We start from the raw sequence: 14155 nt of genomic DNA on the forward strand, positions 1-14155 counted from the left end.
AAAGCTAAGTCTTTTTTTAAGTATCATTCTCCTGTTGCCATGTTTTGATGTCTAAGACACGATTCGCCACATGCTCGATAAAGTAATAATCGTGGCTAACAAAAACCAAGATACCTGGAAAAGTATTCAAGACCTTCTCGCAAGCTTCGATGGTTTTCATATCGAGAAAATTGGTAATCTCATCCAGCAGCAAGACATCCAAGTCGCTGACCAGCAAAGCTAGAAAGCTGATTTTCACCTGCTCACCTCGGCTGAGGTCTTTGATTTTACGAAAGACTTTCTCCCTTTTAAAATCCAAAAGAGCAAGCAAGGTTCTCAACTGACTTTCCTCTAAACGCCCCTCTGCCTTCTCACTCACCGCTGCTAAAACCGTGTCATTGCTATCTAGAAAATCCAGATGGCTTTGGCGAAAATAACCGACTTTGTAGGCTGTTGGCAGGCTTGTGTACAGGTAGTTCAAAAAAGTAGTCTTTCCAGAACCGTTGGCGCCCTTGATAGCCAGTTTGTCACCGCTTTTAAGCGTTAAGTCTTGTGATTGCCAAAGGCGCTTCTCACCGACAAAGGCGCTGTAGGCTGGTATGACCAGCTGTCTTTTGGGACGGAGACTGGCTTGAGCTAGAAATGAGATGTCGTAGTCTTCTGTCACTTGCTTAGGTTGTTTGAGCTGGCTTAGTTTGTTCTCTTGTTGTGTGATACCCTTTTGCAGTTTCTTTTGCTTGACGTTGATACTCGTTTTCACCCCTGCGATACGGTACTCAGAAGCGCTCATCTTTCTAGGTTTGCCCTTTTTCTTGTCCTTCTTTTCCTTCATCTGCTGGAGGGATTTCTTGAGCTTACGCTTTTCACGCTCATAGTTTTTGAGCTCACTTTGATAATGACTGGTCTCATAAGCTCGCTCGGTCAGATAGTCCTCATAGCCACAGTCGTACTGCTTGACTTTTCCTTGCTCAATAACCCAGATTTTAGTGGCAACTTCCTCTAAAAGCGCCCTGTCATGACTGGCAATACAAAAGCTAGACGGGGAGCGCTTAATCATAGCGACAACCTTTTTAAAATGACGATTATCCAGATAAGTCGTCGGCTCATCAAGAAGAAAAAGGTCAGTAGGTAGCCTAAGAAGCTCCAGAAAGTTTGCAATAGCAAGCTCACCACCGCTTTTGAGGTCATCCTCAGTCAGTCGCAGATCACCAAAACAGGTCGAAGCATTGCCTGAAACGCTCCCCGAATAGTCTGTCAGCTCACCTGAGAGTATCCTAAGCAGGCAGGTCTTGCCAGCGCCATTTTTACCAATGAGACCGATAACGTCTCCTTCTTCTACGGTCAGCTTGTCTAACGAAAACAATTCTTTGCCTTCTATCTCTAAATGAATATTCTTTAATACGTGTAATGGCATAACAATACCTCCAAAAGCAATAGGTCACAAAGAGCCCAAACACAAACCAAGACCAAGTAAGGCGTAGTGCAGTTGATGACATGGGATAGCATAGACACACCAAAAAACAAGGGTGCAAGCCCCCAATGTCATAAGAAAAATAGCCTTTTTACTCATCTCATCGGACTCTCCTCCTGTAAAAATATCGTGACTGTTGTCACTGTGATTGTAGCGCAAAAAGACACGCTTTTCAACGCTTTCATGGGTATTATGAAAGGACACTAATCTGAATTAGCGTCCTTTCTCAAAGGTTTCAATAGCAAATTCAAAGGCGAGATAAGCAATCTTGTCTTTTTGCTCAAGGTCGGCGTCGTCTGCTAGGGTTCTAGCGTCCCATTTCTCGCTATCAAGGTTATCTGCGGAGTAGAAAAACTGAACGTGGTTGATATTTCTAAAGGCTGCTAGTGCTGCGATAGCCGAGCATTCCATATCGACAGCGATAGCTCCTGCTGCTTTTCGCTTTGCCATCTTGTCTAGCGTCTCACGGTAAATCCCGTCTGTCGTCCAGACCTTGCCTTCACGATAAGAGACTTGCAAACGCTCCAAAAAGGCTCTAAAAGCAGGTAGATAGTCCGTATTTACCGCTATGTCATCGCTTGCGGGCAGGTAGTGATAGCTCGTCCCCTCATCACGGATGGCAGAAGTCGGCAGGATAAGAGACGTCTCTTCTATGGTTTTGTCTAGGACGCCACAAGTGCCAAAGACAAGGAGATTTTCAGCACCCATAGCAATCACATCCTCTAGCACTGCCACACAACCGCTAGAGCCGACATAAGAGTTGAAAAAGCCTAGCTTATGCCCTTTAAAATCAAGCTCATAAAAGGGAATAGCAAGATTGGCTACAGACAGTTGAGCGATTTGCCTATGAGGAAATTCAGACAGCATGCGCTTAAAGGTCGTTCTTGCAAAGCAGGTCACGACCGTCTTTGGAAAGCCTTCTACTTTCTCATTGAGGTCTGATGGGTTGATGATGGCTTCTTTATTCTCATCATAATCTTCTAAAATCATCTTTCTTCTCCTAATATCTCTTGAAATGAGCGTAGCGCTTTTGGAGGGGTGGTGTGCTCACCTAGTGCTTTTTCCATCCAAATCATGTCATACCAGTGCTCAAACTTGTAGCCTGTCTTGTGAAAACGTCCGACCAGATGGTAGCCAAGCGCTTCGTGAAATTTCTGGCTGGCATTGGTCAGGTGAGCGTCCTCCTCGCTCGTACTTGCGATACAGGCATTGAGATTGAGGACACCCATTTGCTTGAGGTAGGCTTCAAGCTTTTCATAGAGCTTGCGTCCAAGACCTTTACCACGAGCAGCCTTAGCTAGGTAAATGCTGACTTCTGCTGACCACTGATAAGCCGCTCGCTCGTGAAAGGCAGACGCATAAGCATAGCCTAGGATGACGCCGTTTTCTTTAGCAACCAGATAAGGATAAAAGCGCCTGATATGCTTCATCCGCTCACGAAAATCATCAAGACTAGGCACCTCATACTCAAAAGTAATCGCCGTCTCCTCCACATAAGGCGCATAAATCGCAAGCAGTTTCTTGGCATCCTCTAGCGACGCTTGACAAATCTCAATCATAACAACCCTCCACATGTTTTATTATTCATTTTAGATAAGAGAAAGACATTTGTCAACAAGAAAAAAGCAGGACAAAGCCTACTTTTTGCCTAGAGTGGTAAGTCTTTCTTGTCAAACCAGACGATACCTAAGATATAGAGGACAGCTGCGATAGCTAGTAGTATCCAGATATTGCCCCAGTAGTCCTTGCCTTCGATAAGTTTTGTGGTGTCAAATAAAGTTTGGAGTGTGAAGTATTTGAGTCCATCGAGGTCGCTTGAGAGGCGTTTTAGCGTTGCTACGACAAAGGAGAGGAGAGGAATACCAGCGCCTATCGCCATGGAGTTGTGGCTGGTGTTAAAGATAGCGGACGCAGCAAAGCTGATACCAGAGAGAGCGAGCTGCAAAGCACAAGCTCCCATATTGAGGCGGATAAAGGCGTCAACGTCTAGGGCGTCTGGTTGGAAAGTATCAGCACCCCAGATACCGACAAGGGTGATGACCACCCACATGGCAATAACGGACAAAATCAGATAAACAGCGCTTGAGATGGTGATTTGACGGCGTTTGGTTGGAGTGGAGAGGAGACTTGCCATCGAACCATCATCCACCTTTTGCGCTAAGAGACTATTTGCCACCATAATGGAGTAAACCATAGGCACCAGCGTTCCAATCACGGTGTAAAAAGATGACCCCATAAAGCTGACTAGGCTAGAGCCTGCACTACCCATGAGGTTAGACACCATGCTGTCGCCAGACCCCAAGGTTGACTCTAAGCTAGAGATGGTCGTCGGTGTAAAGACATTGGTCATGATAACCAGAAAGACGCTAGGCACCAAGGTCAGAGCAAGACAAGTTTTGGCGTTTGATTTTATGGTTTGGATAAAATAAGTCATTGAAAACATAAACGGTACCTCACTTTTAATAGAATTGCATGAAGTAATCTTCTAAGGTGTGCTTTTCTTCGGAGATGAAGTGAACGTCGTATTTCGAGAGCTCAGCAAGCACATGGTTGGTTTCGCTATCTTTGAAGTCTAGGATGACTTGGTTTTGCGAGTCACGATAAGTAGCATTGGGAAAGGCTTTTTTCATGCCAACGAGCGCTTCTGCGGAAGCAAACTCAACCTTAAAGGTCTTGGTCTGTGCGTGACGCAACTCATCCACTGGCAATTCCTTAATGAGCTTACCTTGGCGAATCATCCCTATACGATCACAAGTCTTGTCCACCTCTTCAAAGATATGTGAGGACATGATGACTGTAGCGCCAGCTTTATTTGCCCTCTCAACGAGGTCAATGAATTTCTTTTGCATAAGCGGATCAAGCCCAGACGTTGGCTCGTCCAAAAGGAGCAAGTCAGGCTTGTGCATAAAGGCTGCGACAATGGCAATCTTTTGTTTCATCCCTTTTGACATGCGCTTGATACCTGCTTTAGGGTTGATTTCAAAGTAATCCAGCAATTCAGTCGCATAGGAGAAATCCTTCATACCACGCATTTTAGCAATCATCTTGAGATAGGATAAGCCTGTCATATCGTTTGGCAGAGCAATCTCACCAGGCAGGTAGCCGACTCGTTTTTGGATTTCCTTTTGCTGCGTCCAAGCGTCCATGCCAAAAATAGTGACAGTCCCTTTTTGCGGTTTTGAAAAGCCCATGAGGTGACGCATGGTCGTTGATTTCCCTGCGCCGTTTGGACCGAGGTAAACATAGACCTCACCTTGCTTGATAGTGACTGAAACATCAAAAACACCTTTGTTGTCGCCATAATCTTTGGTTAAATGGCTGATTTTTATAACATCCATACAGAGAACTCCTTTTTTTGTTTTTCTGAAAATATTGTAAATCCAAATCATGACCTTTTCAACCGACAATCTCGTGTTAATTGTCGGTTTTTGGTATAATAAAGCCATGACTGCAACCAAAGAAAACTTTATCACTGCCTTTTGGCAACTCTACCAAGACAAGCCCATTCAAAAAATTTCTATCCGAGAGTTGTGTGCTACGGCTGGCTACAACCGCACGACTTTTTACGACCATTTTAGGGATATTTATGATTTGCTGGAGCAGGCGATTTACCAAATCTTAGAAGCGCAAGAGCTCTCAAAAGAGGTCATGCTAGACGGCTTTTTTGACAGCCCAGACCAGCTATTACGCAATTTTATCACGCTCTTTAAGCGCAATCACCATAAGCTGTAGCTCCTTATCGAGCGTGGACAGCACACCATTTTAGAGGACATTGTCAAAGAGCGACTCCTTGATAACTTCCAATCACGTATCACCATCACCCTTGAGACCAGCTATATCCTAGAGTACCATATCTCTGCTATCTTTGGCGTGCTTCGCCACTGGACAGTCTCTGGCGAAAATCTCCCCGAGGAAAAACTGGTCGAGCTCATCTACGAGATTGCCACTATCGGCGTCTTTGCCAAAATCACTCAGCAGGAAAAAGGTGTCCCGCATGAATAAACAAAATTTCCCTCTTTTAAATAAAGGAGGGAAATTTGTGTTATTTAGTAATCGTTTTTGAGAGGGGTGTTTGGTGGGTCTTGATAAAATGTTCAAGTCCCTTGTCATCTTCTGATTGTTTAGCGCTTGTCGTCTCTACTGCTTCTTCTTTATCGTCTGAAAAGTCAACCTTGCCCCAGACGACAAAGCCATCGTTTGCCTTGTTACTTGCGGTAGCGCTTGTGTCGTCATTGTTAATAGCAAAGAAAGCAAGTCCTAAGCTCGCCACAATGCCTAGTAATAAAAGTGATTTTTTCATGGTCATCTCTCCTGTATGATAATGTTCTTGTAAGCCTTACACCTATTATCTTACAGGAAATTTTGGAGGAATTAAAAATCGTTACATATCTGTAAATGGGTAAAAGTATCTTCAATTTGTTGTGATAGGTCATAACAATCTAGAAAATCAGCTATTTCTTTACATTTTTTCATGGTCTCTAGCCCCTTGATGTTGCCTTGAAGGTAATTCAAGTGCCCTTTAGCAAATTTTAGTTGCTGGCGTTCATATAAGTCTCCTTCCATAATGTCAAGGCTATCTAAAGAGTGGATAAACTTAGCCGCTACTATGGTTTCTTTTCTATCCAGTAGGATACTAACTACATTTAAAAGCACTCGATAAATACGTTGACGATTCTCAGTTATGGTATGAAAAAATTGAGTTCTATTTAGAAGTTCTGAACATAGTAGCTCTAGCAACTTTGTGCTTAGAGCTCGAGCGCAGTAACTCAGAATCCAGAGTTCGTAAAAACACCATTCATCTACGGACATTAGATAGTCTGCAATAACTTCTTTTTCAGCTTCTGGTATGATTTGAGTGGAGTCACAGCGATTCATCATAACATGGAAAACAGCAATTAAAACACGGTCTGACTTTCGCCCATTTTCTTCAAAACGTTCTTGATATTCTCTTATTTGTTTTTTAAAGTAGCCAATATTTCCAGTTTCTATGGATTTGTAGAGCTGTGACGACAATCGCACATCTTGGTCTTGGAAATAGGCGTCAAAGAGTGAGGAAAACTCTCCTTGTAAAACATCCATGCGTCTCAGACAGTAAAAGAAAGTATCTACAGATAGATTGCTTTTCCCATTTTCAAATCGAGAAAGTTGAGCAGGCGTTACAAAGTCTCCAGCCACTTCTTTTAGGGACATGTTCTTAGATTCTCGAATCATTTTAAAAACTTTTCCATAACTATCGTCCATACAAGCTCTCCTTTTACATTTATGCAACGTTTGTGCTACTATAAAACTAGTTTAGCATATTTTTTAGAAATAAGATACAGAAGTCACAAAAACCTCTCCCAACGGGAGAGGTTTTCTAGTTGATGGTATCGAGATTCAAGATACTATCGACTTTGTCGTCCATGCTATCATCATGCGTAATAAAGACATAAGTGAGGTTTCTTGCTTTTTGGAGTTGGACGAGGAGTTTGAAAATAGCTACTTTATGGATAAGGTCTAGGATACTAAAGGGTTCGTCAAAAAAGATGAGGTCTGCTTGTTGGATGAGACTTCTGGCAATGGCAAGTCTCTGCTGCTCGCCCCCACTAAGGGTGGTGACTGTTCGGGGGAGATGTTCAGCAGTGAGACCCACCGCAGTCAGAGTCACCAGTAAGTCCTCAAAATGTCTAGCACCAATAACCTCTCGCAAGACCTGCTCAACAGTAAAGGAGGGGTCTAGTGCGGTGCTGGTATTTTGAAAGACGATACTTGGTGTGCCATTTGTGATAATCTCACCACTAGTGACTTCCTCTAGTCCTAGCGCCATACGAATAAGAGTGGTTTTTCCAGCACCATTTTTGCCACGGATAGACTGGACTTGTCCTTTTTTGACTGTCCAATTCAGCTTGTGAAAAATATCTTTTTGCCCAGTTTTAAAGAGAGAGATTTTGTTTGTATAAATTTTGGAGACATCCTGAAACGCTAAAAGAACGTCAGAACTGTTTTGGCTATTATGAAAGGTTAATTGTTGCCATGTTTTTTTGGCTTCTTGGAGTTGGGCTAAAAATCCTGTTGATTGCTTGCTCATATAAGCTGTTGCTATCAAGTGGGCAGTCCCGTTTTCGAGGACGAGAACATCGGTGCTGAGATTTTCTAAAAGCGTGAGGTCATGGCTACTAAAAATCAATTTGGTCCCACGGTTAAGTGCTGCTTTAGCGAGTTTGATAAAATAGCGGACCCCTTGACTGTCAATCGCACTTGTCGGCTCATCAGCGATAATCACCTTTGGTGTGTTTAAAAGGGCTAAGCTGTAGACTAAGCGCTGCAATTGTCCGCCAGAGAGTTGATAGGGATATTTTGAAAGGTCATTTTGATTTAATTGGCTAAGGTCTAATAACTCACTAATAGCAGCGTCAACATCAGAGCATTCTTGTTGCTTGATGATGTCTTTTACCTGTGCTAATACTTTACGGTGGGGGTCTAGTGCATTTTGTGGGAGTTGGGGAATCACTCGGATGTCCTTACCAAGTTGTAAGACCTTGTCGTCATCTACTAGCTTAATACTTCCTTGGTAGGTCAAGCTATCTGAGTAATCGCCAAGCAAGGTCTTGATAAGGGTGGTCTTGCCACCACCGCTTTTACCAAGAAGCGCTAAGCTCTCTAGCTCATACTCGATATGCTTAATACTGACAATGGTCTTTTGGCTACTTGCAATAGCAAGGTCTTTAATGACTAATTTCATTTTCTGTCCTTTCTGATACTATCTCCGATGTAGTTAAGGGTCACACTGACAAGAAAGATAGCTAGACCTGCTGGAATCATCTGCCAAGGATAAGACACAGCAGACTCACCAGCGTCGCTTAGCATGCGTCCCCATTCGGCAGTCGGTGCTTGAACACCAAGCCCCAAAAACGATAGCGAAGCAATGCTAATAATAAGCGCACTCATATCAATCGTCGCATAGACGATTAAGTGATTAGCGATGTTGGGTAGGACATGATGGAGCAGTATCCACAGACGTGAGCGTTTGACGATGTGGGAAAACGCCACATAGTCACGCTCTAAAATCTGCTCTGTGTCTGCCTTAATCATCTGCACATACCAAGGCAATTTGGCGAGGACAATAGCAAAGACTAGACCCACAAAATTGGGACCAATGAGAGCAATAATCATCAGCGTCAGCATTTCACTAGGCAGTGCTAAAAATAGCGTACAAATACCTGTTACAATCGTCTCTATAAAGCCCTTGTAAAATGCTGCTAAAAAGCCTAATATTGCTCCCAATAAGAGGATAATCAATGTTAATAGGACACCAAGTAAGAGAGTGGTTCTTGCCCCGTAGAGAATTCTGGAAAAAATGTCACGCCCCAGCTCATCGGTTCCCAAGATATGAATAAGGTTTGGTAATTGGAGTTTTTCTGAGAGATGGATACTGTTAGGGTCAAAATGGGTGATGACTGGTGCTAAAATCGCTAGGAGTATAAAAAGGACAAGAACGCAAATACTGATAATAAGGATAATGTCTTTTTTCTTGGTTGTCATAGGTTTTCCCTCGCATTAAAGTGATGATGATAAGCTTGGCAAATGGAATTAAGGATTAAAAAGAGAATCGTCATAATGCAAATATAGCCTTCTATGAGTGGAAAATCACGCTCGGTGATGGCTGTGATACACAAGGAACCCATACCTGAAAAGTTAAAGAGTGTCTCAACAATCACACTACCTGCTAAAAGCTTAGGCAAACTAATACTCAATGAAGAAAAGGTTGATGTCAATGAATTTTTTAGGAGAAAACGATGGTAATAGTTTTCCTGAAAGCCATTGTAGCGGTAGTAACTCATATAAGAACGTTTTTGATTGTCCAGAATTTCTTGTCTCACTAGTCTGACGTAAGAGCCGATATAAATAGACGTCATGGTCAATACCGGAAGCACCAGACTCAGCGGGGTTATATCAATAGAGGAGATGGGAAACCAGCCAAGATTAGCTGCAAAGACACTAAGCAGGATGAGCCCCAGCCAAAAGGCAGGAAAGCTCGAGAAAATCAAGCACACAACACGCATGCATTTTTCAAGCCAGTGTTCTTTGAAACCAATCAGAACCCGTGCATAGATGTAGATGATAAGACTCATCAAGATAACGGTGATAATCATCAATAAAAGCGTATTGGGGAGAGCTTCTAAGATGAGTTGTGTCACAGGTTCTTTTTGCGTATAGCTAGTGCCTAAATCACCACGAAAGAGATGTAATAGCCAATCACCATACTGGTTTAAAATGGGCTTATCTAGCCCCAGGCGTTCTTTTTCGGCTTTTATAGCGGCTGCAGTCACTGTGACACGATTAGCGTGTAAGGAGCTTGCAGCAAGATCGGGGTTAAAGGCTAAAAAGAGGAAAAAGGATAAGCTGACAATGATAAACCAAGTAATGATTATCTTCAGCAACGTCTTTATTAAAACTCTAAATGTCATGAAAAAACCGTTCTATTAGTGTGTTTTATTTTTTAAAATACATGTGCGCAAATGGGATTTCGTATTGAGAGGTTGGGAAATAAATACCTCCTAAGCTGCTTGTCGCAACAGCTTTTGTACGTGAGTAAGAGATTGGTACGTAAACGTACTCATCTGAGATATAGGTCATAATTTCACGGTAAGCGTCTTGGCGTGTCGTTTCATCTGTTGATGAGATCGCTTCTTGAATCTTGTCATCCAGCCATGCTTTTTTAGAGAGACCGAGCTGTGCTTGGTAGTCCGCATGGGCTGCGACACGCCATGAGCTTAGGAAGGTTTGTGGGTCATATGGAGCTCCCCAAGAAAGAGAGTATTGCATATCAAAATCACCATCTTTTTGGCGACTGAGGTAGGATTGTTTGTCATCAGAGATGATATTGACTTTGATACCTACTGCTTTTAGGTTACTTTGGATAACTTGGGCAATGCTTTCTTCTTGAGCATTTTGCGCATTACATGAGAAGGTCAAACTAAGTTCTTGACCGTCTTTTTCACGGTAGCCAGTTGTTTTATTGAGGGTGTAGCCTGCTTCTTCCAAGACTTTTTGGGCTTTTTTCTTGTTGTAAGAAATCGTTTTTAAATCAAGGTCTTTCATATATGGAGCAGTGCTTGGAAGAAGTGTTTTGGCGACTGTTTCTTGATTGTCTAAGACACCAGAGACGATTTCTTTTTTATTGATAGCATAAGAGACGGCTTCACGGACTTTGATGTCTTTTAGAAAACTATGGTTGGCATTGAGCACAACAGAGCGTGAAGCGTTTGGTTTACTGAAGTAAACCTTGAATTTATTGTTTTTCTCGAGAGTTTTGATGGTGTCTGATGTGAGCTGGTCGCCGTCACTTCCGTAGATGAGGTCGATACTGCCTTTTTGAAGGGCTAATTGCAAGCTTTGGAATGATGGGATAACTTGCCATTTAACGGTCTTCAGTTTTGGTTTCGTGCCCCAGTAGTATTTATTGGTAGTAAAGACAGCTTGTTTATTTTTCTTGTAGCTTTTGAGGACATAAGGACCTGTTCCGATGTAGCCATTAACACCGTCCTTTGTCCCGCCATCTTTAAAGGTCTTTGGCGAAGCGATACCAAACGGACGGACGACACTAAGCTCGATAAGGGTTGGGTAATAAGCGTGTTTCAAGACCAATTTAAAGGTATTCGTGTCAACAGCTTCACAGCTATCAATCTCTTCGATGAGTCCCATCCAGCCATGACGTTCTTTATTGGCTAAGATGGCATCAAAGTTTTCTTTGACGTCTTCTGCTGTTAGGACATCACCGTTTGAGAATTTGACATTTTTACGAATGTGAAAAGTATAGGTTTTACCGTCTTCACTGATTTCCCAGCTGCTAGCGAGATTTGGTTTGATTTTGGTGCCGTCACTAGTGACTAAGCGTTCATAGATCATGTTTTGTGCTGCCATTTCACCATTATAGAGGTGAGGATTGAGGTCGCCGACGTCTTTTGTAGAGCCATAGTTTAGCGTCGTTTTTGTTTTTGTATCTTGCGTTTTAGAGCAAGCAGCTAGTAGTGCAATGGTTAAAGGCAGTAATAATACCCAGATAAACTGTTTTTTCTTCACGTTTTTATCCTTTTCTAAATAATTAAGTTTAATGATTATGTTTCTTTGAGGTCTTGATGGCTACTTTATTGTTTCTTGCAAAGGTTAACTAACAGCACGTAATTCCCCCACCTCTTAGGTGGTGGGATGTAAGTGCTTCGGTCTAGTGCAGGGCTAGAAGCCCTGTGCGTGACCGACAAATAGAAAGTATTAGACAAGTTTGACTTGTCTTTTTAGTTGTGCTATTCTATAATCAGTTGCTAAACTGAAAGAATAATAATATCAATGAAATTAGATACAAATGCACATTCAGTCTTTCTTCTTCATTACCACCTTATTCTAGTCGTGAAGTATCGTAGACAAGTATTCACTGATGAGATTTCTGAACGTGCTAAGGAAATATTTGAGTATATCGCCCCTAGTTATAAAATCGAATTAGTTGAGTGGAATCATGATAAAGACCATGTTCATATTCTCTTCAAAGGGCAACCTAAAACAGAAATAAGTAAATTCATCAATGCATACAAATCTGCGAGTAGCCGATTACTCAAAAAGGAGTTCCCAGTTATTCGTCAACGGTTGTGGAAAGAGATGTTCTGGTCACAATCATTCTGCCTCTTATCAAGTGGGGGAGCTCCAATTGATGTCGTTAAGCAGTATATTGAAAATCAAGGACAGAAAAAATGACTATTAGACAGAAATCCTATAAATTTCGCTTATATCCCAACCTTGACCAGCGTATCATGTTTGCGAAAACATTCGGTTCATCTCGTGCTATCTGGAATATAATGCTTGCAGATAAAATCAAGTATTACGAGGAGACTGGTAAAACGCTCAAAAACACACCAGCTCAGTATAAGAAAGAGTTCCCTTGGCTGAAAGAGGTTGACAGTTTGGCACTTGCCAATGTTCAGCTCAACTTGCAAAAAGCCTATAAATCATTCTTCAACTCTGGATTTGGCTTTCCTAAATTCAAGTCAAAACGCCACCGTCAGTCTTATCGAACAAATAACCAAAATGGTACAATAGCTGTTTCTGACGGTAAAGTCAAGCTCCCTAAGATTGGTTGGGTTAGATTGGAACAACATCGTCAAATGATTGGTACAATCAAAAGTGCAACTATCTCCATGACAGAAACTGGAAAGTATTACATTTCTATTCTCTGTGAAAGCGATGTCCAGCCCCTTCCAAAGACAGGTACTTCTGTTGGTATCGACCTAGGTATTGAAAACTTCGCCATTCTATCCACTGGTGAGAAAATCGGTAATGAGCGGTTTCTGAAGAACCTGTCTAAGAAGTTAGCTAAGGAACAGAAAATCCTATCTCGTCGTTCCTTGGTTGCTAAAAAGGCAGGAAAGAACTTCTCTGAGAGTGCTAATTACCAAAAGCAACGTATCAAGGTTGCTAAAATCCATGAAAAGATTGCCAATAAGCGTAAGGACTTTCTCAATAAGCTCAGTATGGAGATTATCAAGAACCACGATATTATCTGTATTGAGGACTTATCGAGTAAAAACCTGATGACTAATCACAAGTTAGCGAAATCTATTGGCGATGTCTCATGGTCTGAATTTGTGAGAATGTTGGAATATAAGGCTGAATGGTACGAGAAACAAGTATCAAAAATCAGTCGTTGGTATCCATCATCTCAACTATGTTCAGATTGCGGTCACAACTCTGGAAAGAAACCACTCAATATCCGAAATTGGACTTGCGAGAATTGTGGTTCTCATCATGATAGAGACATCAACGCTAGTATCAATATCCTAAATGAAGGATTGAGATTAGCCTAGTCCAAAACAAATGAACCGTAGGAACTACGGGGATAGCTTGGTAAAATAGTGTAACCTCTGTTGGTTAGTCAGCTAATCAATAAGTCTGCACTCTACCCAAGAAGCCCCTACCTCTTAGCGTATGCGTAGGTAGGGGTGGTTCACTTGCCCCCTCGGCAATGATTCCCAAATAAAATGTCTTGTCCTCACGCTTTTAGACTTTCTAATAATGGATTAAAATTGATTGAAAAGGTCTTTGAGGTCTTGGTCTTTTGTCGTCGTGTCTTTGTTATAGAGAGTAATCTTGCCATCTTTAACTAGACAGACTTTTGTATTTTCATCAGCCAGGTAGTGATAATGGTGGGTGGATAAAATGATGGTTTTTCCAATGCTGTTTAGATGACGTAAAATGGCTTTTAGTTGTTCGGTGGCTTCTTTGGCGACTTTCTTTTTTTCACCACCAGAGAGTTGGTAGGGAATGCGCCCCAGCAAGTCATGAATGCCAAAGACATCCGCCAAGTCAAGCACACGCTCTTTAATCTCTTCTTCACTTCGATTTGCCTGATAAAGGCTAAAGGCAATTTCGTCATAGACGGTCTGATTAAAGAGCTGAATATCAACATCTTGAAACAAAATCCCAAGACCTTGATAATAAGCTTGCTTGCTTTTTCGATGTTTGAGGATTTGTTTGAGCTCATCCCCTTCAAAGAGGAGTTTGCCACTTTCTGCTGCTTTAAAGCCCATCAAAAGGTCTAAGAAAGTCGATTTTCCTTGACCGTTCTCTCCGAGAACAACCACATAGTCTCCCTTTTTAATAGTCAGGTTGACGTTTTCAAATATAAGACGCTCATCATAAGCACAGGATATATTGTCCAGTTGGTACATAAAATCA

Annotated in this window: 17 protein-coding genes; 5 read left to right on the plus strand and 12 right to left on the minus strand. The window is 42.0% G+C overall.

What is annotated here, in order from left to right:
* Positions 1-16 precede the first annotated feature (16 nt).
* The gene (locus G5B60_RS07005) at positions 17-1393 is read right to left on the minus strand and encodes an ATP-binding cassette domain-containing protein (RefSeq protein ID WP_164683370.1); all 1377 of its coding nucleotides are present in this window, start codon (positions 1391-1393) and stop codon (positions 17-19) included.
* Positions 1394-1465: 72 nt separating this feature from the next.
* Between G5B60_RS07005 and G5B60_RS07010 the strand changes: the two genes are divergently transcribed.
* Complete coding sequence (locus tag G5B60_RS07010) at positions 1466-1657, plus strand: hypothetical protein (RefSeq protein WP_164683371.1); 192 nt, start codon at positions 1466-1468, stop codon at positions 1655-1657.
* Positions 1658-1663: 6 nt separating this feature from the next.
* Here G5B60_RS07010 and G5B60_RS07015 read toward each other — a convergent pair whose 3' ends face one another.
* From G5B60_RS07015 to G5B60_RS07030, 4 genes are all read right to left on the minus strand, one after another.
* The gene (locus tag G5B60_RS07015) at positions 1664-2440 is read right to left on the minus strand and encodes a nucleoside phosphorylase (protein ID WP_164683372.1); all 777 of its coding nucleotides are present in this window, start codon (positions 2438-2440) and stop codon (positions 1664-1666) included.
* Positions 2437-3009: a GNAT family N-acetyltransferase gene (locus G5B60_RS07020; RefSeq protein ID WP_164683373.1), complete on the minus strand. Its 573-nt coding sequence runs from the start codon at positions 3007-3009 to the stop codon at positions 2437-2439. The genes G5B60_RS07015 and G5B60_RS07020 overlap by 4 nt, the downstream gene beginning before the upstream one ends.
* An 89-nt stretch (positions 3010-3098) precedes the next feature.
* Positions 3099-3893 carry an ABC transporter permease subunit gene (locus G5B60_RS07025; protein ID WP_164683374.1) on the minus strand — a complete coding sequence of 265 codons (795 nt, stop codon included), beginning with the start codon at positions 3891-3893 and terminating at the stop codon, positions 3099-3101.
* Positions 3894-3909: 16 nt separating this feature from the next.
* Entirely contained in the window at positions 3910-4788 is an 879-nt protein-coding gene (locus G5B60_RS07030; RefSeq protein ID WP_164683375.1) for an ABC transporter ATP-binding protein, read from the minus strand.
* A 49-nt stretch (positions 4789-4837) separates the two neighbouring features.
* Here G5B60_RS07030 and G5B60_RS07035 point away from each other — a divergent pair, with 49 nt between their 5' ends.
* Complete coding sequence (locus tag G5B60_RS07035) at positions 4838-5182, plus strand: TetR/AcrR family transcriptional regulator (RefSeq protein WP_206225089.1); 345 nt, start codon at positions 4838-4840, stop codon at positions 5180-5182.
* A gap of 138 nt (positions 5183-5320) precedes the next feature.
* Complete coding sequence (locus G5B60_RS11635; RefSeq protein WP_277423792.1) at positions 5321-5452, plus strand: hypothetical protein; 132 nt, start codon at positions 5321-5323, stop codon at positions 5450-5452.
* Positions 5453-5492: 40 nt separating this feature from the next.
* Here G5B60_RS11635 and G5B60_RS07040 read toward each other — a convergent pair whose 3' ends face one another.
* The 6 genes from G5B60_RS07040 to nikA all read right to left on the minus strand — a co-directional run bounded on the left by G5B60_RS07040 (position 5493) and on the right by nikA (position 11512).
* The gene (locus tag G5B60_RS07040; protein ID WP_164683376.1) at positions 5493-5750 is read right to left on the minus strand and encodes a hypothetical protein; all 258 of its coding nucleotides are present in this window, start codon (positions 5748-5750) and stop codon (positions 5493-5495) included.
* A gap of 71 nt (positions 5751-5821) precedes the next feature.
* Positions 5822-6691 carry an Rgg/GadR/MutR family transcriptional regulator gene (locus G5B60_RS07045; RefSeq protein ID WP_164683377.1) on the minus strand — a complete coding sequence of 290 codons (870 nt, stop codon included), beginning with the start codon at positions 6689-6691 and terminating at the stop codon, positions 5822-5824.
* Between the two features lie 115 nt (positions 6692-6806).
* Positions 6807-8171, minus strand: a complete 1365-nt coding sequence (locus G5B60_RS07050; protein WP_164683378.1) for an ABC transporter ATP-binding protein — start codon at positions 8169-8171, stop codon at positions 6807-6809.
* Complete coding sequence (locus tag G5B60_RS07055) at positions 8168-8971, minus strand: ABC transporter permease (RefSeq protein WP_164683379.1); 804 nt, start codon at positions 8969-8971, stop codon at positions 8168-8170. The genes G5B60_RS07050 and G5B60_RS07055 overlap by 4 nt, the downstream gene beginning before the upstream one ends.
* The gene (locus tag G5B60_RS07060) at positions 8968-9897 is read right to left on the minus strand and encodes an ABC transporter permease (RefSeq protein ID WP_164683380.1); all 930 of its coding nucleotides are present in this window, start codon (positions 9895-9897) and stop codon (positions 8968-8970) included. The genes G5B60_RS07055 and G5B60_RS07060 overlap by 4 nt, the downstream gene beginning before the upstream one ends.
* Before the next feature lie 25 nt (positions 9898-9922).
* Positions 9923-11512: a nickel ABC transporter substrate-binding protein gene (gene nikA / locus G5B60_RS07065; protein WP_206225090.1), complete on the minus strand. Its 1590-nt coding sequence runs from the start codon at positions 11510-11512 to the stop codon at positions 9923-9925.
* A 264-nt stretch (positions 11513-11776) separates the two neighbouring features.
* Between nikA and tnpA the strand changes: the two genes are divergently transcribed.
* Both tnpA and tnpB read left to right on the plus strand, forming a co-directional pair.
* Complete coding sequence (tnpA, locus tag G5B60_RS07070; RefSeq protein ID WP_164683381.1) at positions 11777-12178, plus strand: IS200/IS605 family transposase; 402 nt, start codon at positions 11777-11779, stop codon at positions 12176-12178.
* On the plus strand, positions 12175-13284 hold the full coding sequence (gene tnpB, locus G5B60_RS07075; RefSeq protein ID WP_164683382.1) for an IS200/IS605 family element RNA-guided endonuclease TnpB: 1110 nt from the start codon (positions 12175-12177) through the stop codon (positions 13282-13284). Before tnpA ends, tnpB begins: the two co-directional genes overlap by 4 nt.
* A gap of 213 nt (positions 13285-13497) precedes the next feature.
* On the opposite strand, the gene G5B60_RS07080 is transcribed toward tnpB, so the two are convergent.
* Positions 13498-14148, minus strand: coding sequence for an energy-coupling factor ABC transporter ATP-binding protein (locus G5B60_RS07080; RefSeq protein ID WP_164683383.1), 651 nt, complete (start codon positions 14146-14148; stop codon positions 13498-13500).
* Positions 14149-14155: the final 7 nt, after the last annotated feature.

Origin of the sequence: Streptococcus hyointestinalis (assembly GCF_011039275.1) — a bacterium.
Taxonomy (GTDB): domain Bacteria; phylum Bacillota; class Bacilli; order Lactobacillales; family Streptococcaceae; genus Streptococcus; species Streptococcus hyointestinalis_A.